Annotated in this window: 17 protein-coding genes; 10 read left to right on the top strand and 7 right to left on the bottom strand. The window is 66.5% G+C overall.

Features of this window, described 5'->3' with window-relative positions:
• Window positions 1-81: 81 nt before the first annotated feature.
• The 4 genes from PCA10_RS07140 to PCA10_RS07125 all read left to right on the top strand — a co-directional run bounded on the left by PCA10_RS07140 (window position 82) and on the right by PCA10_RS07125 (window position 5,396).
• Window positions 82-2,424, top strand: coding sequence for a DUF1989 domain-containing protein (locus tag PCA10_RS07140; protein WP_016491372.1), 2,343 nt, complete (start codon window positions 82-84; stop codon window positions 2,422-2,424).
• Window positions 2,425-2,485: 61 nt separating this feature from the next.
• Window positions 2,486-3,472 carry a methyl-accepting chemotaxis protein gene (locus PCA10_RS31230; protein ID WP_016491371.1) on the top strand — a complete coding sequence of 329 codons (987 nt, stop codon included), beginning with the start codon at window positions 2,486-2,488 and terminating at the stop codon, window positions 3,470-3,472.
• A gap of 351 nt (window positions 3,473-3,823) precedes the next feature.
• On the top strand, window positions 3,824-5,200 hold the full coding sequence (locus PCA10_RS07130) for an ammonium transporter (protein ID WP_016491370.1): 1,377 nt from the start codon (window positions 3,824-3,826) through the stop codon (window positions 5,198-5,200).
• A gap of 16 nt (window positions 5,201-5,216) precedes the next feature.
• Entirely contained in the window at window positions 5,217-5,396 is a 180-nt protein-coding gene (locus PCA10_RS07125; RefSeq protein WP_016491369.1) for a hypothetical protein, read from the top strand.
• Window positions 5,397-5,559: 163 nt separating this feature from the next.
• Here the strand turns inward: PCA10_RS07125 and PCA10_RS07120 are convergent, their stop codons facing one another.
• The 7 genes from PCA10_RS07120 to glnT all read right to left on the bottom strand — a co-directional run bounded on the left by PCA10_RS07120 (window position 5,560) and on the right by glnT (window position 12,707).
• Complete coding sequence (locus PCA10_RS07120) at window positions 5,560-5,901, bottom strand: DMT family transporter (RefSeq protein ID WP_016491368.1); 342 nt, start codon at window positions 5,899-5,901, stop codon at window positions 5,560-5,562.
• A 102-nt stretch (window positions 5,902-6,003) separates the two neighbouring features.
• Window positions 6,004-6,342 carry a P-II family nitrogen regulator gene (locus PCA10_RS07115; RefSeq protein ID WP_016491367.1) on the bottom strand — a complete coding sequence of 113 codons (339 nt, stop codon included), beginning with the start codon at window positions 6,340-6,342 and terminating at the stop codon, window positions 6,004-6,006.
• Window positions 6,343-6,353: 11 nt separating this feature from the next.
• Window positions 6,354-7,673 carry an ammonium transporter gene (locus PCA10_RS07110; RefSeq protein WP_016491366.1) on the bottom strand — a complete coding sequence of 440 codons (1,320 nt, stop codon included), beginning with the start codon at window positions 7,671-7,673 and terminating at the stop codon, window positions 6,354-6,356.
• Window positions 7,674-8,256: 583 nt separating this feature from the next.
• Window positions 8,257-9,579 carry an FMN-binding glutamate synthase family protein gene (locus PCA10_RS07105; protein WP_016491365.1) on the bottom strand — a complete coding sequence of 441 codons (1,323 nt, stop codon included), beginning with the start codon at window positions 9,577-9,579 and terminating at the stop codon, window positions 8,257-8,259.
• A 29-nt stretch (window positions 9,580-9,608) separates the two neighbouring features.
• Window positions 9,609-10,283, bottom strand: a complete 675-nt coding sequence (locus PCA10_RS07100; protein ID WP_016491364.1) for a GltB/FmdC/FwdC-like GXGXG domain-containing protein — start codon at window positions 10,281-10,283, stop codon at window positions 9,609-9,611.
• A gap of 160 nt (window positions 10,284-10,443) precedes the next feature.
• Complete coding sequence (locus tag PCA10_RS07095) at window positions 10,444-11,343, bottom strand: class II glutamine amidotransferase (protein ID WP_016491363.1); 900 nt, start codon at window positions 11,341-11,343, stop codon at window positions 10,444-10,446.
• 29 nt (window positions 11,344-11,372) lie between these two features.
• Window positions 11,373-12,707 carry a type III glutamate--ammonia ligase gene (glnT, locus tag PCA10_RS07090; RefSeq protein ID WP_016491362.1) on the bottom strand — a complete coding sequence of 445 codons (1,335 nt, stop codon included), beginning with the start codon at window positions 12,705-12,707 and terminating at the stop codon, window positions 11,373-11,375.
• 352 nt (window positions 12,708-13,059) lie between these two features.
• Between glnT and PCA10_RS07085 the strand changes: the two genes are divergently transcribed.
• From PCA10_RS07085 to PCA10_RS07060, 6 genes are all read left to right on the top strand, one after another.
• The gene (locus tag PCA10_RS07085) at window positions 13,060-13,653 is read left to right on the top strand and encodes a helix-turn-helix domain-containing protein (RefSeq protein WP_016491361.1); all 594 of its coding nucleotides are present in this window, start codon (window positions 13,060-13,062) and stop codon (window positions 13,651-13,653) included.
• A gap of 325 nt (window positions 13,654-13,978) precedes the next feature.
• Window positions 13,979-14,845: a formyltetrahydrofolate deformylase gene (gene purU / locus PCA10_RS07080; RefSeq protein WP_016491360.1), complete on the top strand. Its 867-nt coding sequence runs from the start codon at window positions 13,979-13,981 to the stop codon at window positions 14,843-14,845.
• On the top strand, window positions 14,842-15,765 hold the full coding sequence (gene folD / locus PCA10_RS07075; RefSeq protein WP_016491359.1) for a bifunctional methylenetetrahydrofolate dehydrogenase/methenyltetrahydrofolate cyclohydrolase FolD: 924 nt from the start codon (window positions 14,842-14,844) through the stop codon (window positions 15,763-15,765). The genes purU and folD overlap by 4 nt, the downstream gene beginning before the upstream one ends.
• Complete coding sequence (locus PCA10_RS07070) at window positions 15,747-16,988, top strand: FAD-dependent oxidoreductase (protein WP_016491358.1); 1,242 nt, start codon at window positions 15,747-15,749, stop codon at window positions 16,986-16,988. The genes folD and PCA10_RS07070 overlap by 19 nt, the downstream gene beginning before the upstream one ends.
• 11 nt (window positions 16,989-16,999) lie before the next feature.
• Window positions 17,000-17,302, top strand: coding sequence for a sarcosine oxidase subunit delta (locus PCA10_RS07065; RefSeq protein WP_016491357.1), 303 nt, complete (start codon window positions 17,000-17,002; stop codon window positions 17,300-17,302).
• The gene (locus tag PCA10_RS07060) at window positions 17,299-20,196 is read left to right on the top strand and encodes an FAD-dependent oxidoreductase (protein ID WP_016491356.1); all 2,898 of its coding nucleotides are present in this window, start codon (window positions 17,299-17,301) and stop codon (window positions 20,194-20,196) included. Before PCA10_RS07065 ends, PCA10_RS07060 begins: the two co-directional genes overlap by 4 nt.
• The last annotated feature ends 2 nt before the right edge of the window (window positions 20,197-20,198 follow it).

Here is a 20,198-nt window from a genome sequence, read left to right as displayed (position 1 = left end):
CACGGCGCACCCTACCGCCCGTAGGGTGCGCCATGCGCACCGATGAACCGCCACGGAGCAACGTCACTGCAGGAGCCTTGCATGCAACCACCCGTGATTTCCCGGCCGCTGGAGCCGGCCCTGTTCGCCCGCAGCCCGGGCCTGGAACGCCACCGCGTCGCCCCCGGCGGCCTCACGGTGGTGGCCCTGGAGCCGGGTGACCGGCTACAGGTGATCGACCTCGAAGGCGACCAGGCCGCCGAGCTGCTGGCCTTCGCCGGCAACCGCCCGGCGCTGTCCGCCCTCGGCCTCGAACCGAGCCCCGGCGCCGCCTTCATCGGCCACCTGCTGCACGACGGCAGCGCGGAGGCCGCCCATGTCGGCGCCGGCCTCGCCCGGAGCGGCATCGATAGCCGCCACCTGCCGGCCGCCGCGCAGCTCTGGCCCGCCGGCACCCCGGCCGGGTTCAGCCGCAGCTTCAGCGCCGCCGAGGCCCTGCTGGTGCTGGTAGCCGCCCCAGGTGGCGCCACACCGGTGGACAGCCAGCTGCGCGCCAGCGAATTGCGCCTGCTGATCCAGCGCGCCAACCCCCGCAGCAGCCTGGCCCCGCCGTTGCCGGCGCCCCTGGGCGAGCTGGTGGACGAATTCACCATCAGCCCCGGCACCGCGCGGGACTATGTGGTGAGCGCGGGCCAGACCATCCAGGTGATCGACGTGGCCGGGCGCCAGTGCTCGGACTTCGTCGCCTTCGACCGCCGGGGCCTGGATGCCGGCCGCGAGATCGACCTCGACCCCACCGTCACCCGCACCCTGAACGGCAACGCCTACCCCGGCCCCGGCCTGTTCAGCCGCTTCTACGACCGTGATATGCAGCCGATGCTGGAGGTGGTGCGCGACACCGTGGGCCGCCACGACACCTTCGCCCTGGCCTGCACCGCGCGCTACTACGAAGCCCAGGGCTACTTCGGCCACGCCAACTGCAGCGACAACATCAGCCGCGCCGTGGCGAAGCATGGCGTGCAGGGCCGCCCCGGCTGGCCGGCGATCAACTTCTTCTTCAACACCGGGGTGGACGCGCACCAGCACCTCACCCTCGACGAGCCCTGGTCGCGCCCCGGCGACTACGTGCTGCTGCGCGCCATGACCGACCTGGTCTGCGCCAGCAGTTCCTGCCCGGACGACATCGATCCGGCCAACGGCTGGCAGCCCACCGACATCCATATCCGCGTGTATTCCGACAAGGAGCGCTTCAGTATCGCCATGGCCAATCGCAAGACGCCCGACGCCGACCCGGTGCTGACCCGCGAAAGCGGCTTCCACCCCGGCACCTCCGCCCTCACCCGCCAGTTCGTCGACTACCGCGGCTTCTGGACGCCGACCCAGTTCGACGGCCACGGCACCATCGAGGAGTACCACGGCTGCCGCGAGAAGGTGGCGGTGATGGACCTCTCCGCCCTGCGCAAGTTCGAGGTGCTCGGCCCCGACGCCGAGGCCCTGCTGGACCACTGCCTGACCCGCGACGTGCGCAAGCTCGCCGTCGGCCAGGTGGTGTATTCGGCCCTGTGCTATGAGCACGGCGGCATGCTCGACGACGGCACCCTGCTGCGCCTTGGCGCCGACGCATTCCGCTGGATCGGCGGCGAGGACCATGCCGGTATCTGGCTGCGCGAGCAGGCCGAGAAGCTCGGCATGAAGGTGTGGATCAAGAGCGCCTCGGAGCAGATCCACAACATCGCCGTGCAGGGGCCGCTGGCCCGCGAACTGCTCAAGCAGATGATCTGGACCCCGGGCACCCAGCCCAAGCTGGAGGAGCTGGGCTGGTTCCGCTTCCTCAATGGCCGCCTGGACGACTACAACGGCGCGCCGCTGATGGTTTCGCGCACCGGCTACACCGGCGAGCTGGGCTTTGAAATCTGGTGCCACCCCGACGACGCCATGGCGGTGTGGAACCGCCTGTGGGAGCTGGGCCGGCCGCTGGGCCTGGTGCCGCTGGGGCTACATGCGCTCGACATGCTGCGCATCGAGGCCGGGCTGATCTTCGCCGGCTACGAATTCTGCGACCAGACCGACCCCTTCGAGGCCGGCATCGGCTTCTGCGTGCCGCTGAAGACCAAGCAGGCCGACTTCATCGGCAAGGACGCCCTGCTGCGCCGCAGCGCCCACCCGCAGCAGCGCCTGGTGGGCCTGGAGCTGGAAGGCAACGAGCCGGCCGCCCATGGCGATTGCGTGCGCGTCGGCCGCGCCCAGGTGGGCGTCATCACCAGCGCCACCCGCTCGCCGGTGCTGGGCAAGAACATCGCCCTGTGCCGCCTCGATATCGGCTACTGCGAGCCGGGCACGGAACTGGAGGTGGGCAAGCTGGACGGCCAGCAGAAGCGCATCCGCGCCAAGGTGGCCGCAGGCACCGTGGCCTATGACCCGGACAAGTCCCGCGTACGGGCCTGAGGGGAACTGGAAGAAGAATTGCTAGGGAAGCCTTCATCCCATAGCCAAGGAGAATCGGCCGATGTGGTTCAGCAATGCCGCCAGCAACCTGGCCAACGAGCTCAGCCAGTGGCTCGACCAGCTGTCCAGCGCACGGGACGGGACGCTCGCCCCGCCGCGCCTGCAACGCCAGCCCCAACTGCTCGGCAGCCTGGAACGGCTGCAACGGGACTGGGCCGAGCTGCAAGGCATCCGCCAGCATGCCGAGCGCCAGGCTCCGCCGCCGTGCAGCGCCGAGGAGTACGCGGCGTTGCAGCGACGCTTGGCCGAAGCCGAAGCACGCAACGCGCAATTGCATGCCGAGCTGGACGACGGCGAGCAGCGGCTCCAGGCGCTGGAAGCCGAGCGCGAACGCTGGGACGCAGACCGCCAGGTGCGGGAGCTGACCAAGCGCACCCTCACCGAGGGCTGCTGGGCGATGAACGTGGTCAACGGCGACCCCGACCACCCGCAGAACCTGATCCGCTGGTCCGAGCAGTTCCGCGAGCTGATCGGCTACAGCCACGCGGAATTCCCCGATGGCTGGGACAGCTACTTCGGCGTGGTCAACGCCGATGATTTGAAGGGCGTGATGAAGGCCTTCAACGCGTCGATGGTGGATGCCAGCGGCGACGGCTTCTACGCGGTGGAGTACCGCATGCGCCACAAGACCCGTGGCGAGGTGTGGTTCCGCGAGCGCGGCCGTTGCCTGCGCGACGCCCGTGGCCGGCTGCTCTACGTCACCGGCGCGGTGCGCGAGATCAGCGACGAGAAGACCGCCGCCAGCCTGCACGAGCGCGAGCAGGCCAGCATCCAGACCACCTACGGACAGATAGCCCAGGTGGCCGGGGTGATCCGTGGCATCGCCGAACAGACCAACCTGCTGGCCCTCAACGCGGCCATCGAGGCGGCCCGCGCCGGCGAGCAGGGACGGGGCTTCGCGGTGGTGGCCGACGAGGTGCGCAACCTGGCCCGGCGCACCCAGGAATCGGTGCAGCAGATCCAGGCGATGCTGCAGCAGCAACGCTGAGAAAACGCCCCGATTTCAGGCGCGCTACCAGGCGGATGAGTGCAAACGGGGCATTTCCCGGCGGTGCGCACGGCGCACCCTACGCCCCTGGTTGGCACAAACCGTAGGATGGGTTGAGCCTGCGATACCCATCGATACGGACCGCATGGGTATCGCTCCGCTCAACCCATCCTACGCCCCACCCCGTCGCGCGCACCGCGTGATAGCTCCGTGCCATGGACTGGCACAAGGTTTGCCTTTCCCACTACGCACTTTTCTTGCGTGGAAATAAAAACAACAAGCCCCAGGCGTGTGTTCGCTTCGATCTGCCCACCAACGCTATTCCAACGAATTCGCATCGAGGATTGAGTGATGGAAGAACAGAAGACACCGACCCTGGAGGAATTGCAGAGCCTGATCGAGATGACCAACACCCTGAATATGGAAATATTCTACTGGTGGTGCATCGCCCTGATGATCATGATCCACGCCGGCTTCCTCTCCTACGAGATAGGCGCCTCGCGACTGAAGAACGCCCTGGCCGCGGGAGTCAAGAACATCCTCGCCTTCGGCTTCATCGTGCCCACCTTCTTCCTCTTCGGCTGGGCCATCTACAACGCCTTCCCCGACGGCCTGGTGCCGCGCATGGACGCCCTGATGAACGCCATGCCCTGGAGCCAGGCCATGGGCCCGAACATCAAGGACAACGCCACCGGCATCTTCTGGGGCGCCTTCGCCCTGTTCGCCGCCACCACCGGCTCGATCCTCTCCGGCGCCATCATCGAGCGTGCGCGGATGAGTGCCTTCATCGTCATGACCATCCTCCTCGGCTCGGTGCTCTGGCTGTTCGGCGCCGCCTGGGGCTGGCACCCGGAAGGCTGGCTGACCGTGCAGTGGGGCTACCATGACGTCGGCGCCGCCGGCGTGGTGCACATGATCGCCGGCTTCTTCGCCCTGGCCGTGGTGATCAACCTCGGCGCGCGCATCGGCCGCTTCAACCCCGACGGCAGCGCCAACGCCATCGTCGGCCACAGCATGCCGATGAGCGTGGTGGGTCTGATGATGATCATCGTCGGCTTCTTCGGCTTCCTCGGCGGCTGCATCATCTACAGCTCCGGCGCCCAGTGGATCAACATCTACGGCGCGCCCACCACCCTCTCGGCCTTCGCCTTCAACACCCTGATGGGCTTCGCCGGCGGCCTGATCGGCGCCTACCTGACCACCCGCGAGCCCTACTGGATGATGTCCGGCGGCCTGGTGGGGATCATCTCCGTGGCCCCGGGCCTGGACCTCTACCACCCCGGCCTGGCCTACCTGATCGGCATGGGCGTGGCGGCCATGGCGCCGCTGGTGAACAACCTGCTGCTGAAGTTCCGCCTCGACGACGCCGTGGGCGCCTTCGCCGTGCACGGCTTCGGCGGCTTCGCCGGCCTGGTGGTCAGCGGGGTGTTCCTCGCGGGCTACCCGAACGTCAACGGCATGCCCGAGATCAGCTTCCTCGGCCAACTGGGCGGTGCCCTGGTGATGGCCTCCCTGGGCTTCATCCCCGGCTACCTGATCTCCTACGCGCTGAAGAAAGCCGGCGTGCTGCGCGTCCCGGCCCACGCGGAAGAACGCGGCCTCGACCTCACCGAAGTACCGGCCCAGGCCTACCCGGAATGGACCGCCATCTACGGCGAGACCGTGAAGCCCAACGGCAGCGTGGAAGCCACCCTGGTGGTGGACAGCAAGCCCGCCTCGGCCCAATGACTGCAGGAGTATCCCTATGAGCATCAGCACCTACGAAGGCGCCAGCGCCGTGTTCACCTTCGCCGACAACCCCACCGTGCTCGGCGTCATCACCGTGGTGGTGATCGCCGCCACCCTATACGCCCTGGTGGCCACCTTCATCCACGAGAAGCACAGCTACGACCTGCCGGACGAGAAGTTGCCGAAGTTGAAATAACCCGCCCTTCCCTCGTAGCCCGGATGCAATCCGGGCTACGGTCTATTTGGCCGGCACAGACAGATCCGTAGGATGGGTAGAGCCCGCGAAACCCATCACTCCGCAGCGATGGGTTTCGCTACGCTCTACCCATCCTACAAATGAGCTCGCTCCTACGCCCTTCTCACGCCACCTGCGCCTCGCTCACCAGCTTCAGCCCAACTATCCCGCCGATGATCATCACCAGGCACAGACCCTTCAGCACCCCCAGCTGCTCACCGAGGAACAGGGTGCCGTAGGCCACGGTGCCGAGGGTGCCGATGCCCACCCAGACGGCATAGGCCAGCCCGAGCGGCAGCACCCGCACCGACAGGCTCAGCAGGTAGATGCTGAGCAGCAGGAAGAACCCGCAGTAGAGGCTCGGCCAGAGCCGGGTGAAGCCTTCCGTGCGCGGGATGATCGACGCGTACAAGATCTCGCAGAACCCCGCCAGCAGCAGGAATCCCCATCCGTTCAACCATGCCATCGTTCACCTCTCCTTCTCTTCAATCCTGAACCGTGCGCAGCGCTTTTCCGTTACCAAAGAAAGCGCCGACGCAAGGCGTCGGCGCGGGGAACTGCGGATGGATCAAATGGCGTCTTCGCCCAGCTCGCCGGTGCGGATGCGCACCACGCTTTCCAGGTCCATGACGAACAATTTTCCGTCGCCGATCTTGCCGGTGTACGCCGCCTTGAGGATGGCGTCGGTGGCGGCCTGGCACAGGGTGTCGGCCACCACCACTTCCAGCTTGATCTTGGGCAGCAGCTCCACCACGTACTCGGCGCCCCGGTAGATTTCCGAATGGCCCTTCTGTCGGCCGTAGCCCTTGACCTCGGTGACGGTCACGCCGTTCACCCCGGCCTCGGTCAGCGCCTCGCGGACGTCGTCCAGGCGGAAGGGTTTGATCACTGCGGTGATGAGTTTCATGGCCGCGTCCTTCAGTTCGAGTACTTGTAGCCGACTTCGCCGTGGGCGGAGAGGTCCAGGCCATCCACCTCGGCTTCCTCGTCCACGCGCAGACCGCCGCACAGCGCCGCCGCCACCTTGAAGGCGATCAGGCTGGTGATGGCCGAGAAGAGGATGCTGAAGAGGATGGCGCCGCCGTTCACCAGCAACTGGTCGAACAGGGTGCGGCCCTCGGGGAAGCCCTGGCCGCCGATGGCGGTGAGGGCGAACACCGGGGTCAGCAGGCCGCCGAGGATGCCGGCCACGCCATGCACGCCGAACACGTCGAAGGCGTCGTCCAGGCCGATCATGGGTTTCAGCTTGTCCACCGACCACACGCACACCGGGCCGGCGATCAGGCCCAGCAGGATGGCGCCCATGGGGCCGACGTAGCCGCAGGCCGGGGTGATGGCGACCAGGCCGGCAATGGCGCCGGAGACCGCACCGAACAGGCTCGGCCGACCACGGTGTTGCCACTCGACGAGCATCCAGCCCAGGGCGCCGGCGCAGCTGGCGAGCATGGTGTTGACCATCACCAGCATGGCGAAGCCGCTGGCGGCCAGGGCGCAGCCACCGCAGAAGCCCAGCCAGCCCACCCACAGCAGCGAGCCGCCGGTGAGGGTCATGGTCATGTTGTGGGGCGCCAGGGTCGGGGTGCCGAAACCGCGACGGCGGCCCAGCAACCAGGCGCCCACCAGGGCGGCGATGCCGACGTTGAGGTGCACCACGTTGCCGCCGGCGAAGTCCTGCACACCGAGGTTGAAGACCCAACCGCCACCCCAGGCCATGTGCGCCATGGGGATGTAGTTGATGGTCAGCCACACCGTCATGAACACCAGCACGGCGGCGAACTTCATGCGCTCGGCGAAGGCGCCGACGATGATCGCCGGGGTGATGGCGGCGAACAGCAGCATGAACAGGAAGTACAGGTATTCGGGGATGGTGCCCACCACCGAGTCCTTGGTGATGCCGACCATGAACAGCTTGTCGAGGCCACCGATCACCGACTGCAGCGAACCGCCGTCGGTGAAGGTCAGGCTGTAGCCGTAGATGGCGAAGAGCACCGACATCAGCGAGGCGGTGCAGAACACCTGCATGAGGATCGACAGCACGTTCTTGGTCCGCGCCATGCCGCCGTAGAACAGCGCCAGGCCCGGCAGGGTCATCAGCAGCACCACCAGCGAGCAGAGCGCCACGAAGGCGGTGTCGCCACTGTTGATCGCGGGCACGGCTTCGTCCGCCGAAGCGGCGACGCTGCCCACCAGAAGGGAAAGGCCCAACATACCGCGGCCCACATGTGAAAACCGGATCATTGCCTGTTGCCTCCAACCGACGGGGATTCGGCAGGGCCGCTGTCGGCGTGCGGCCCGCCGTCTGTACGCCCCAGGAGGGAAAGGCCGGGCCTGCACCTTGAACTTCCTGTAGGGCAATTTAGTTTCCCTACAGGCATAGCAATTGGCCTGCCAAGGTCGCAGCACCTGCTTACATTTCTGCTAAGTCGTTGAATGGGATTGGGTTTGTCGGAGAGGACAGGAGTCAGGTGGGTTGCAGCGGCGGTGTCGGGCGCATTTTCTTGGTGCGAATTTGAATTTCCTGCCAATTAAGAATGCGCAGAACGCAGGGTGGATCACGCTCCACCGATCCACCATTGGCGCGCGCAATGGGCACCGCCGGTGGACGTGAAAAGCGACGTCCTCCCTTGCTCACGGACAGACCGTAGGATGGGTAGAGCCTGCGAAACCCATCGTGGCCGAGCGCCGCAGCATGGGTTTCGCTCCGCTCTCCCCATCCTACCGGGTGCCCGGTAGGCGTACCGCGCCAGCAGCCAACATGTGCCGCAAAGAAAAAGGCCGGCGATTTCTCGCCGGCCTTTTCTGCCGTGGATAACCCGCCGGATCAGTAACCCTGCCCCGGAATCCAGCTGGTGCCGGCCAGCGGCACGCGGGCCATGGCGGCGGCTTCCACGGTCAGGGCCACCAGGTCCTCGGGGTCGAGGTTGTGCAGGTGGGACTTGCCGCAGGCCCGTGCCATGGTCTGGGCTTCCAGCACCAGCACCCGCAGGTAGTTGGCCAGGCGGCGGCCGGCTTCCACCGGGTCGAGGCGCTTGGACAGCTCCGGGTCCTGGGTGGTGATGCCGGCCGGGTCGCGGCCGTTCTGCCAGTCGTCGTAGTAGCCGGCGGCGGAGCCGATCTTCTTCAGTTCGTCGTCCAGGCGCGGATGGTTGTCGCCCAGGGCCACCAGGGCGGCAGTGCCGATGGCCACCGCGTCGGCGCCCAGGGCCATGGCCTTGGCCACGTCGGCGCCATTGCGGATGCCGCCGGAGACGATCAGCTGCACCTTGCGGTGCATGCCCATCTCCTGCAGGGCCTGCACGGCTTGCGGGATGGCCGGGAGGATCGGGATGCCCACGTGCTCGATGAACACTTCCTGGGTGGCCGCGGTGCCGCCCTGCATGCCGTCGAGGACGATCACGTCGGCGCCGGCCTTCACCGCCAGCTTGACGTCGTAGTAGGGGCGGCTGGCGCCGATCTTCACGTAGATGGGTTTTTCCCAGTCGGTGATCTCGCGCAGCTCGGCGATCTTGATCGCCAGGTCGTCCGGGCCGGTCCAGTCGGGGTGACGGCAGGCGCTGCGCTGGTCGACGCCCACCGGCAGGGTGCGCATGCCGGCGACGCGCTCGGTGACCTTCATGCCCAGCAGCATGCCGCCGCCGCCCGGCTTGGCGCCCTGGCCGAGGACGATCTCGATGGCGTCGGCCTTGCGCAGATCGTCGGGGTTCATGCCGTAACGCGACGGCAGGTACTGGTACACCAGGTGCTGGGACTGGCCGCGCTCTTCCGGGGTCATGCCGCCGTCGCCGGTGGTGGTGCTGGTGCCGGCGATGCTGGCGCCACGGCCGAGGGCTTCCTTGGCGTTGGCCGACAGCGCGCCGAAGCTCATGCCGGCGATGGTCACGGGGATCTTCAGGTGGATCGGCTTCTTGGCGAAGCGGGTGCCGAGCACGACGTCGGTGCCGCACTTCTCGCGGTAGCCTTCCAGCGGGTAGCGGGAGACCGAGGCGCCGAGCAGCAGCAGGTCGTCGAAGTGCGGCAGCTTGCGCTTGGTGCCGCCGCCACGGATGTCATAGATGCCGGTCTCGGCGGCACGCTGGATTTCCTGGATGGTCAGGCGGTCGAAGGTGGCGGACTCGCGCAGCACCGGAGTGTGTTTTTCGCTCATTTGCAATTCCTCGTCGGGGCGGTGCTGGATCAGTAGGCGGATGCGTTATCGACCTTGAAGTTGTACAGGGTGCGCGCCGAGCCGTAGCGCTTGAAGCTGGCCGGGTCGGCGTCGAAGCCGGCGCGGTTGAGCAGCTCCTGGAGCTCTTCCAGGTGCTCGGCGCGCATCTCTTTCTCGATGCAGTCCGAACCCAGGGACTTCACCTCGCCGCGGACGTAGATGCGGGTCTCGTAGAGCGAGTCGCCGAGGGCGTCGCCGGCATCGCCGCAGACCACCAGGCGCCCGGCCTGGGCCATGAAGCAGCTCATGTGGCCGATGCTGCCGCCGACCACGATGTCGACGCCCTTCATGGAGATGCCGCAACGGGCACCGGCGTCGCCCTCGATCACCAGCAGCCCGCCATGGGCGGTGGCGCCGGCGGCCTGGGAGGCGCTGCCCTTCACCCGTACGGTGCCGGACATCATGTTCTCGGCCACGCCGACACCGACGTTGCCGTGCACGGTGACGCTGGCCTTCTGGTTCATGCCGGCGCAGTAGTAGCCGGCGTGGCCGTTGATATCGATGCTCACGGCCTGGTTCACGCCCACGGCCAGGTTGTGCTTGCCGGCCGGGTGGGTGACCACCCATTCGCGGTCCTGCACGTCGCCGTGCAGGGCCTGGTTCAGATCACGCACCGAGGCGCTGGAAAGGTCGATGGTCTTCATTAGGAAATCTCCAAAAAGTGTCGAGTCGAAGTCAGGCCGTCGCGAGCGCGCCGAGTGCAAGGAAGGCCCGGAGTGATCCGCGAGACAGTACGAGTAGTACGGCGAGCGGATCGCGAGGACCTGACGCGGCAATCGGTGCGCGCAGCAGGCATGGGTCGACTCATGCTCTTTCCCAGATGTACATGGTGGCTGGTTCGGGTTCCCAGACTTTTGCGTTTTCGATTCCCGGCAGGCTGGCCAGGGCCTGGTACTCCGAGGCCATGGCCACGTAGTCGTCGGTCTCGGCGAGGATGGCCGGCTTGCAGGCGATGGGGTCGCGGATCACCGCGAAACCGTTGCGGGTGCCGATGGCGAAGGTGAAGAAGCCGTCCAGGTCCTCCAGGGACTTGTCCAGGGCTTCCTTCAGGCTGTCGCCCTGCTGCAGGCGCCAGGTCAGGTAGCCGGCGGCCACCTCGGTGTCGTTCTCGGTTTCGAAGCTGATGCCCTGGCGCTTGAGTTCCTGGCGCAGGCGGAAGTGGTTGGACAGCGAGCCGTTGTGCACCAGGCAGAGGTCGGCGCCGGTGGAGAACGGGTGGCTGCCTTCCATGGTCACCGCGCTTTCGGTGGCCATGCGGGTGTGGCCGATGATGTGGCTGCCCTTCATCTTGCCGAGGCCGAAGCGCTCGGAGATTTCCTTCGGCAGGCCCATGCCCTTGAGGATCTCGATGCTCTGGCCGGCGCTCATGATGCGCACTTCAGGGGCCAGGTCGGCGAGGGCGGCGCGCGCGCGCTCTTCCTCGCAGTTGACCTTGAGCACAGCGGCGCTGGCGTTCTGGAACCAGTCCAGGGAGCAGCCAAGGCGGCCTTCCAGGGCACCCATCAGGTGCTTCCAGCCGTAGTCGGCCTCGATGGCCTGCAGGGTCAGCTTGACCCAGCCATCGGCCACTTCATCGCCGTAGATGGCGAAGCCGGCGCTGTCCGGACCGCGATCGGTCATGGCCTCGAGCATGGGTTCGAACAGTTTGCCGAGCTGGCCTTCCAGCTCGGGCTTTTTCAGGTAAAGACCTACGATTCCGCACATGGCGTGTCTCCTCGGGGCAGGTAAAGGGATCAGAAAAATTCGGTGTAGCGCTGGATCTCCCAGTCGGAGACGTGGCGGCTGTACTCCACCCACTCCATGCGCTTCTGCTTGATGAATTCGTCGACGATCTCGGGGCCGAGCACCTCGTGGAACAGCGGGTCGGCTTCCAGGGCGTCGCAGGCTTCCTTGAGCGACTGGGGCAGGGTCTTGATGCCGCGCGCGGCGATCTCTTCCAGGCTCAGGTTGTAGAGGTTCTCGTTGCACACGGTGTCCGGTTCCAGCTGGCGGTCGATGCCGTCGAGGCCGGCGGCGATGATCGCGGCGGTCACCAGGTAGGGGTTGCAGCCGGCGTCTGGCAGGCGGAATTCCAGGCGGCCGTAGGGCACGCGGACCATGGCCGAGCGGTTGTTGGCGCCGAAGGCGATGAAGGCCGGGGCCCAGGTCGCCCCCGAGAGGGAGCGGCCCACCACCAGGCGCTTGTAGGAGTTCACCGTGGGCGCGGCGAAGGCGCACAGGGCCGGGCCGTGGGCCAGCAGGCCGGCGGCGAAGTGGTAGGCCAGCTTCGACAGGCCCATGCCGCTGGGGTCGCTCGGGTCGTGGAAGAGGTTCTTGTTGCTGGCGCTGCCGATGGACAGGTGGAAGTGCATGCCGTTGCCGGCGCGCTTGGGATCGGGCTTGGGCATGAAGGAGCAGATCATGCCCATGTCGTTGGCGATCTCGCCGGCGGCCATGCGGAAGAAGGTGAAACGGTCCGCCGATTCCATGGCGTCGCTGTAGGTGTAGTTGATCTCGAACTGGCCGTTCGCGTCCTCGTGGTCGATCTGGTAGATGTCGAAGCCCACCGGCTGCAGGGCCTCGGTCAGGCGCTCGAGGAACTCGCGGGAGCGGGACAGGCCCTTGTAGTCGTAGCAGGGCTTGTCGAGGTTGTCGGAGGCATCCACCAGCTGCAGCTTGCCGTCGGCGCCACGGCGGAACAGGCTGAATTCCGGCTCCAGGCCGGTGTTCAGGGTCCAGCCCTTGTCGGTCAGGCGTTGGACCTGTTGTTGCAGGACATAGCGGGTGTCGTAGGCCCAGGGCTTGCCTTCCACATGGCCGATGCACACCACCCGGCCGTAGCCCGGCTGCCAGGGCACCGGGATCAGCGTGGAGAGGTCGCCACGGGCCATGAAGTCCGGGCCGTGGGGTTCCATGCCCATGCCGCAGATGGCGAAGCCGGCGAACCCGGCGCCCTCCTCCGCTACCGCCTTGAGGCCGGACACCGGCACGGATTTGGTTTTCGCGGCGCCATGGATATCGACGAACTGGGCCAGCACGTACTTGATGCCGTGCTGTTCGATGATGCGCTGCGTTTCGGTTGGCAACATGAGTCTTCACTCCTGGAATAGGGCAAGGCGGTCAATGGAAGGCAGGCAATGGGGAAGGCTGTGGCGCGCCAGCGTCGGGGTCCGGCGGGTCGGATCGGGCAGTTGGCGGCCTGGCTGTGACATCGAATTCCACTCAGGAAACTTAGTTTCCCATCAGGAATGCAAGCAGCTTGCCAATCTGGAAATCGCGGAGGGAGGGCACTCGGTTTTGCACCGAGCTACTGTTTATATGGGAAAATCGTTTTCACTGTGGGAAAGTTCCTGAGCCTGATCCAACCCGGATATTCCGGATTGCACTTTCCCAGTGCGAAAAAATAATTCTTGAACCGAAACCGTGCAGGACTCGCCGCCGATGACCACCGAAACCCCACCTCGCCTCCGCCTGGAGCAGTACCTGGGTATGCAGATCAAGCGCCAGCGCCAGGCGCAGGAGCTGAAGCTGGCGGACGTGGCGCGTATCGCCGGGATCAGCCAGGGCATGCTCAGCAAGATCGAGAACGCCCAGGTCTCCACCAGCCTGGACACCCTGAGCCGCCTCTGCGACGTGCTCGGCATGCCCATGTCCAAGCTGTTCAGCCAGTACGACCAGCCCGACGGAAACGCCATCCTGGTGAAGGCCGGCGACGGCATGGAAGTGGTCCGCCGCGGCACCGAGAAGGGCCACACCTACCACCTGCTCAACCACACGCGCGGGCCGAAGAAGAACTTCGAGGCCTACATGGTGAGCATGGATGACGCCAGCGAGGAGTTCCCCACCTTCGCCCACCCCGGCACCGAGTTCCTCCACCTGCTGGAGGGCGAGCTGGTGTACCGCCACGGCAACCAGCTCTACCACATGCAGGCCGGCGACAGCCTGACCTTCGACGGCGACATCCCCCACGGCCCGGAGAAGCTGCTGCAGGTGCCGATCCGCCTGTTGTCGGTGATGAACTACGGCAACGAGTAAAGTCCGCCCATTCCGATACCCATCGATCTCCACCGATGGGTATCGCTTCGCTCAACCCATCCTACGCACCCGGTCCGGTAAACCTCTGTAGGGGCGAATTCATTCGCCAAGCAGCCCGCAGGGCTGCCAGACGCCGCACGAAAAGTTTCCTGACAGGATAAAAATTTTCCCAACAGGCTAGACCTGCAGATTTACTTCGCCTATAAAAGCGCAACAGGAATTTTAATTTCCTGACAGTAAAAATATTTCAGGGACGAAATCCCGTTTCACCCATGCAATTTTCCCGCCTTGCGATGAGCTGCCGCCCCCCAATCGAGGACCCGACATGCAACACGCCACCAGCCATTACATCCTCAAGATCAGTTGCCCGGCGACGTCCGGCATCGTTGCGGCGGTGACCACCTACCTCGCGGAGAAGGGTTGCTACATCAGCGAGATGTCGCAGTTCGACGACGACACCAGCGGCCGCTTCTTCATGCGCGCGGTGTTCCGCTTCAACGACCAGTACGAGGGCGACATCGACGAAGTTGAGCAGGGCTTCGACGCGGTGGCCCGCCGCTTCGAGATGGAGTGGTCCCTGCACGGCACCACCCAGCCCATGCGCGTGCTGCTGATGGTGAGCAAGTACGACCACTGCCTGGCCGACCTGCTCTATCGCCACCACAAAGGCGAGATGGACATGCAGATCACCGCCATCGTCTCCAACCACCTGGACCTGCGGCCCATGGCCGAGCGCGAGGGCATCCGCTTCATCTATCTGCCGGTGACCCGCGACACCAAATCCCAGCAGGAATCGGCCCTGCTGCAGATCATCGACGAGACCGGCACCGAGCTGGTGGTGCTCGCCCGCTACATGCAGATCCTCTCCGATGACCTCTGCCGCCAGCTGTCCGGCCGCGCCATCAACATCCACCACTCGTTCCTGCCCGGCTTCAAGGGCGCCAAGCCCTATCACCAGGCCTATGAGCGCGGCGTGAAGCTGATCGGCGCTACTGCCCACTACGTAACCAGCGACCTCGACGAGGGCCCGATCATCGAGCAGGAAGTGCAGCGCGTGGACCACGCCTACCTGCCCGACGACCTGGTCGCCATCGGCCGCGATACCGAGACGGTGGCCCTGTCCAAGGCGGTGAAGTACCACCTGGAGCACCGGGTCTTCCTCAATGGCGACCGTACGGTGATCTTCCGGTGAACGCACAAGCCCCTATCAAGCTGATCGACGGCAAGGCCGCCGCCGCCCGCGTGCTGGCGGAGGTGAGCGCCGAGGTGCGGCAAATGAAAGCCGCAGGCCTCGCCCCGGGCCTGGCCGTGGTGCTGGTGGGCCAGGACCCGGCCAGCCAGGTCTATGTGCGCAACAAGGTGCTGCGCGCCGAGGAGTGCGGCATTCGCTCCCTGGAGCACAAGCTGCCGGCGGACACCGCCGAGGCCGAGCTGCTGCAACTTATCCACACGCTCAACGGCGATGACAGCGTCAACGGCATCCTCGTCCAGCTGCCGCTGCCGGGGCATATCGACGAGAGCCGCGTGCTCCAGGCCGTGAGTCCGCTGAAGGATGTGGACGGTTTCCATGCCGAAAACGTCGGCGGCCTCAGCCAGGGCCGCGAGGTGCTCACCCCCTGCACCCCCGCCGGTTGCCTGCGCCTGCTTGAGGACACCTGCGGCGACCTCGCCGGCAAGCACGCGGTGGTGATCGGCCGCTCGAATATCGTCGGCAAGCCCATGGCCGCCCTGCTGCTGAAGGCCCACTGCACGGTCACCGTGGTGCATTCAAAGAGCGCCAACCTGAAGGATCTGTGCCGCCAGGCCGACATCGTGGTCGCCGCCGTGGGCCGCCCGCGCCTGGTGGATGCCGAGTGGATCAAGCCCGGCGCCGTGGTCATCGATGTGGGCATCAACCGCATCGAAGAAGACGGCCGTTCGAAACTGGTGGGTGACGTGGACTTCGACTCCGCCCTCGCCCACGCCGCCGCCATCACCCCGGTGCCCGGCGGCGTCGGCCCCATGACCATCGCCTTCCTGATGAAGAACACCCTGGCCGCCGCGCGCCTGCAGCACCCGGCCCAGCCCAACCTTGCCAAGCTCCCGGAGGCGCCATGCCGTTCAATCTCCTGAAATATGGCCTCAGCTCCGAGTACCCGGTGGAGGTGGACCTGCCGCCGCCCACCGAGCTCAAGCCGTCCTACGACGTGGTCATCATCGGCGGCGGCGGCCACGGCCTGGCCATCGCCTACTACCTCTCGAAGTACCACGGCATCACCAATGTGGCGGTGCTGGAGAAGTCTTACCTCGGCGGCGGCAACACCGCGCGCAACACGGCGGTGATCCGCTCCAACTACCTCACCTCCGAAGGTGTGCGCTTCTACGCCGAGTCGGTGAAGATGTTCCAGAACCTCTCCAACGAATTCGACTTCAACATCATGTATTCCGAGCGCGGCCAGCTCACCCTGGCCCACACGGATGCCACGGTGCGCGCCTTCCGCCAGCGCGCCGAAGTGAACAAGCACTTCGGTGGCCGCACCGAGATGATCGACCGCCAGCAGATCCGCGAACTGGTGCCCAGCCTCAACCTGGACCCGGGCCACCTGCCGGTGCTCGCCGGCCTCTGGCACATCGACGGCGCCACCGCGCGCCACGACGCCGTGGCCTGGGGCTACGCCAAGCAGGCGGCCAAGCGCGGGGTGGAAATCCACCAGCTCACCGAAGTGCAGGACCTGGTGATCGAGAACGGCCGCATCACCGCCGTGAAGACCAATCGCGGCACGGTGAAATGCGGTTGCGCGGTGCAGGCCATCGCCGGCGCCAGCTCGCTGATGCTGGCCAAGGCGGGCATCCGCGCGCCGATCCACACCTACCCGTTGCAGGCCATGGTGACCCAGCCGTTCAAGCCCTTCCTCGACCCGCTGGTGAGTTCCTCGGCCCTGCACTGCTACGTGCAGCAGACCAGTCGTGGCGAGATCGTCTTCGGCGGCGGCTCCGACCCCTACCCGCTGTACAACACCCGCTCCACCCTGGACCTGAAGGAAAGCCTGCTGGCCCACGCCATCGAGATGTTCCCCTTCATGGCCAACGCCAAGCTGATGCGCCAGTGGGCGGGCATCACCGACATGACCCCGGACTACAGCCCGATCATGGGCCTGTCGCCGGTGCAGAACTATTACCTGGACGCCGGCTGGGGCACCTGGGGCTTCAAGTCCACGCCCATCTGCGGCAAGACCATGGCCGAGCTGGTGGCCAGCGGCGGCAAGGTGCCGGAGCTGATCAAGCCCTTCGCCCTCGACCGCTTCAGCACCTTCCAGCAGGTCAACGAGATGGGCGCCACGGCGGCGAGCCACTAAGGGGAACCACCATGAAGATCATGAACTGTCCGCTCAACGGCCCCCGCAACATCAGCGAATTCACCTACGGCGGCGAATTCAAGGTGATGCCCGACCCGGCCACCTGCAGCGACGCCGAGTGGGCCGACTACGTGTTCAACAGCGACAACGCCGCCGGCGTGGTGCGCGAGTGGTGGCTGCACAACGCCTCCAGCTACTGGTTCCTCGCCGAGCGCCACACGGTTACCGACCAGATCATTCGTACCTTCGATCCGAAGGAAGTGTTCAGCCAGCGGGTCGAGTTCGCCCCGCACGCCCAGGAGATCGCCGGATGAGCCGCCTCCCCGCCCCCATGGGGCTGCTGATCGACCGCGACCAGCCGCTCCGCTTCAGCTTCGAGGGTACCGACTACCAGGGCTTTGCCGGCGACAGCATCGCCAGCGCCCTGCTCGCCAACGGCCGCTGGCTGCTCTCGCGCTCCTTCAAGTACCACCGCCCGCGCGGCCCACTGACCATGGCCGGGCAGGACGCCAACACCCTGGTGCAGCTGCCCGACGAGCCCAACGTGCTGGCCGACGCCCAGGCGATCCGCGCCGGCATCCAGGTGACCGGGCAGAACTTCAACGGCTCGCTGGACAACGACCGCGACGCCTACCTGGGCAAGTTTTCCAAGTTCATGCCGGTGGGCTTCTACTACCGCTCCTTCTACAAGCCCAAGGGCATGTGGAAGGTATGGGAGCCGCTGATTCGCAAGAAGGCCGGCCTGGGCGTACTCGACCTCGGCTTCAAGCCGCAGTACTACGACAAGGCCTACCTGTTCGTCGATGTCGCCATCATCGGCGCCGGTCCCGCCGGCCTCTCCGCCGCCCTGACCGCCGCCAACGCCGGCGCCAAGGTGCTGCTGGTGGAACAACAGCCGGTGCTCGGCGGCTCGCTGACCTACGCCCGCTTCGATGTGGAAGGTCGCCGCGCCGAACTGCTGCGCCGCGAGCTGGTGGCCGCCGTGGAAGGCCACGCCAATATCCAGATACTGAAGGACGCCACCTGCAACGCCTGGTTCACCGACAACTACCTGCCGGTGATCCAGGGCCGGCGCATGTACAAGGTGCGCGCCCGGCAGTGCATCGTCAGCGCCGGCGCCTTCGACCAGCCGGTGGTGTTCCGCAACAACGACCTGCCCGGCATCATGCTGGCCAGCGCCGCCCAGCGGCTGATGAAGCTCTACGCGGTGAAGCCGGGCAAGCGCGCCGTCGTGCTCACCGGCAACGACGACGGCTACCTGGCCGCCCTCGACCTCGCCGAGCAAGGCGTTCAAGTCGCGGCCCTGGTGGACATGCGCCAGCAGCCGTCCGATGCCACCCTCAAAATCGCCGTGGAAAAGCAGGGCATCCCCTGCCACCTCGGCAGCACCGTCTATGAAGCCCTGCACGAGAAAGGCATGCGCCATGTCAGCGGGGTGGATATCCGCCGCATCACCGCCCAGGGCCAGGTCTCCGAGAGTGGCCTTCGGCTTGCCTGCGACCTGCTGTGCATGTCCGCCGGCTACATGCCGGTGTACCAGCTGCTGTGCCAGGCCGGAGGCAAGCTGGCCTACGACGAGCAGCGCGCCGAGTTCGCCATCAGCGGCCTGCCGCAGCACCTTGCCATTGCCGGCTCGGTGAACGGCCGGCACAACCTGGACAACGTGCTGCTGGACGGCGCCCGTGTCGCCGCCGGCGCCTGCGTGGCCCTCGGCCTGGACGCGGGCATCGGCGAGGCGGCCTTCGCCGGCGAGGCGCGGGTCAACTTCGACTGGCCGATCTTCCCCCACCCCAAGGGCAAGGATTTCGTCGACTTCGACGAGGACCTGCAAGTGCGCGACATCGTCAACGCCACCCGCATCGGCTACCGCGACGTGCAGTTGGTCAAGCGCTTCTCCACCGTCGGCATGGGCCCGTCCCAGGGCCGCCATTCGGCGCTGCCCACCGCCCGCCTGGTGGCCCAGGCCACCCGCCGCAGCATCAGCGAAACCGGCGTGACCACCGCGCGCCCGCCCTTCGAGGCGGAGAAGCTGGCCCATGTCGCCGGCCGCGCCTTCGACCCCTACCGGCAGACGCCCATGCACAGCCGCCATGTGGCCGCCGGAGCCAAGCTGATGCCCGCCGGCATCTGGCAGCGCCCGGCCTATTACGGCAAGCCCGAGGAACGCGAGCGCTGCATGCAGGAAGAAGCCCGCCATGTGCGCGAGAAGGTCGGCCTGATCGACGTCTCCACCCTGGGCGGCCTCGACGTGCGTGGCCCGGATGCCGCCGAACTGCTGGAGCGCATCTACACCTTGCCCTTCAAGAAGCAGCCGGTGGCACGCACCCGCTACGCGCTGATGACCAACGAACAGGGCGTGGTGATCGACGACGGCGTCTGCGCGCGCCTGGCCGACAACCACTTCTACGTCACCGCCACCACCAGCGGCGTCGACCGCATCTACCAGCAGATGCTCAAGTGGAACGCCCAGTGGCGCCTGAACGTGGACATCACCAACGTCACCGCCGCCCTGGCCGCCGTGAACCTGGCCGGGCCGCTGTCGCGCCAGGTGCTGGAAAAGCTCTGCGACGACGTCGACCTGTCCGCCGAGGGCTTCCCCTACCTCGCTGTGCGCACCGGCACGGTGGCCGGTATCCCGGCGCGGCTGATGCGGGTGGGCTTCGTCGGTGAGCTGGGCTACGAGATCCACGTTCCGGCGCGCCATGGCGGCAAGCTGTGGGACGCGCTGATGGCCGCCGGCACCGAGTTCGGCATCCGCCCGTTCGGCGTCGAGACCCAGCGCCTGCTGCGCCTGGAGAAGGGCCACGTGATCATCAGCCAGGACACCGACGGCATGACCCATCCGGGTGAGATCGACATGGAATGGGCCATCGGCCGCAAGAAGGCCTTCTTCGTCGGCAAGCGCTCGATCGAGATCCTCGAAGCGCAGCCGCTCAAGCGCAAGCTGGTGGGCTTCACCCTGCCCAAGGGCAGCCCGCAACCGCTGGAAGGCCACCTGGTACTGAAGGGGCCGGACATCAGCGGCAACGTCACCTCCTGCGAGTACTCGACCACTCTCGGCCAGATAATCGGCCTGGCCTATGCCGGCGCCGACCAGGCCGAACCCGGCATGGTCATCCCCATCCGCGTCGAGGGCGGCCAGGTGGTGCAGGCCACGGTGGTGCAACTGCCCTTCTTCGATCCCGACAACCAGCGCCAGGAGCTCTGAGC

The organism is Pseudomonas resinovorans NBRC 106553, from assembly GCF_000412695.1.
GTDB classification, from domain to species: Bacteria; Pseudomonadota; Gammaproteobacteria; order Pseudomonadales; family Pseudomonadaceae; genus Metapseudomonas; species Metapseudomonas resinovorans_A.
This window is presented reverse-complemented; position numbering and strand designations above follow the sequence as displayed.

What these genes read in the sequence shown, in the direction of transcription:
- PCA10_RS07140 (WP_016491372.1), top strand. Translation starts at nt 82, where the DNA reads ATGCAACCACCCGTGATTTCCCGGCCGCTGGAGCCGGCCCTGTTCGCC.
- PCA10_RS31230 (WP_016491371.1), top strand. Translation starts at nt 2,486, where the DNA reads ATGTGGTTCAGCAATGCCGCCAGCAACCTGGCCAACGAGCTCAGCCAG.
- PCA10_RS07130 (WP_016491370.1), top strand. Translation starts at nt 3,824, where the DNA reads ATGGAAGAACAGAAGACACCGACCCTGGAGGAATTGCAGAGCCTGATC.
- PCA10_RS07125 (WP_016491369.1), top strand. Translation starts at nt 5,217, where the DNA reads ATGAGCATCAGCACCTACGAAGGCGCCAGCGCCGTGTTCACCTTCGCC.
- PCA10_RS07120 (WP_016491368.1), bottom strand. Translation starts at nt 5,901, where the DNA reads ATGGCATGGTTGAACGGATGGGGATTCCTGCTGCTGGCGGGGTTCTGC.
- PCA10_RS07115 (WP_016491367.1), bottom strand. Translation starts at nt 6,342, where the DNA reads ATGAAACTCATCACCGCAGTGATCAAACCCTTCCGCCTGGACGACGTC.
- PCA10_RS07110 (WP_016491366.1), bottom strand. Translation starts at nt 7,673, where the DNA reads ATGATCCGGTTTTCACATGTGGGCCGCGGTATGTTGGGCCTTTCCCTT.
- PCA10_RS07105 (WP_016491365.1), bottom strand. Translation starts at nt 9,579, where the DNA reads ATGAGCGAAAAACACACTCCGGTGCTGCGCGAGTCCGCCACCTTCGAC.
- PCA10_RS07100 (WP_016491364.1), bottom strand. Translation starts at nt 10,283, where the DNA reads ATGAAGACCATCGACCTTTCCAGCGCCTCGGTGCGTGATCTGAACCAG.
- PCA10_RS07095 (WP_016491363.1), bottom strand. Translation starts at nt 11,343, where the DNA reads ATGTGCGGAATCGTAGGTCTTTACCTGAAAAAGCCCGAGCTGGAAGGC.
- glnT (WP_016491362.1), bottom strand. Translation starts at nt 12,707, where the DNA reads ATGTTGCCAACCGAAACGCAGCGCATCATCGAACAGCACGGCATCAAG.
- PCA10_RS07085 (WP_016491361.1), top strand. Translation starts at nt 13,060, where the DNA reads ATGACCACCGAAACCCCACCTCGCCTCCGCCTGGAGCAGTACCTGGGT.
- purU (WP_016491360.1), top strand. Translation starts at nt 13,979, where the DNA reads ATGCAACACGCCACCAGCCATTACATCCTCAAGATCAGTTGCCCGGCG.
- PCA10_RS07070 (WP_016491358.1), top strand. Translation starts at nt 15,747, where the DNA reads ATGCCGTTCAATCTCCTGAAATATGGCCTCAGCTCCGAGTACCCGGTG.
- PCA10_RS07065 (WP_016491357.1), top strand. Translation starts at nt 17,000, where the DNA reads ATGAAGATCATGAACTGTCCGCTCAACGGCCCCCGCAACATCAGCGAA.
- PCA10_RS07060 (WP_016491356.1), top strand. Translation starts at nt 17,299, where the DNA reads ATGAGCCGCCTCCCCGCCCCCATGGGGCTGCTGATCGACCGCGACCAG.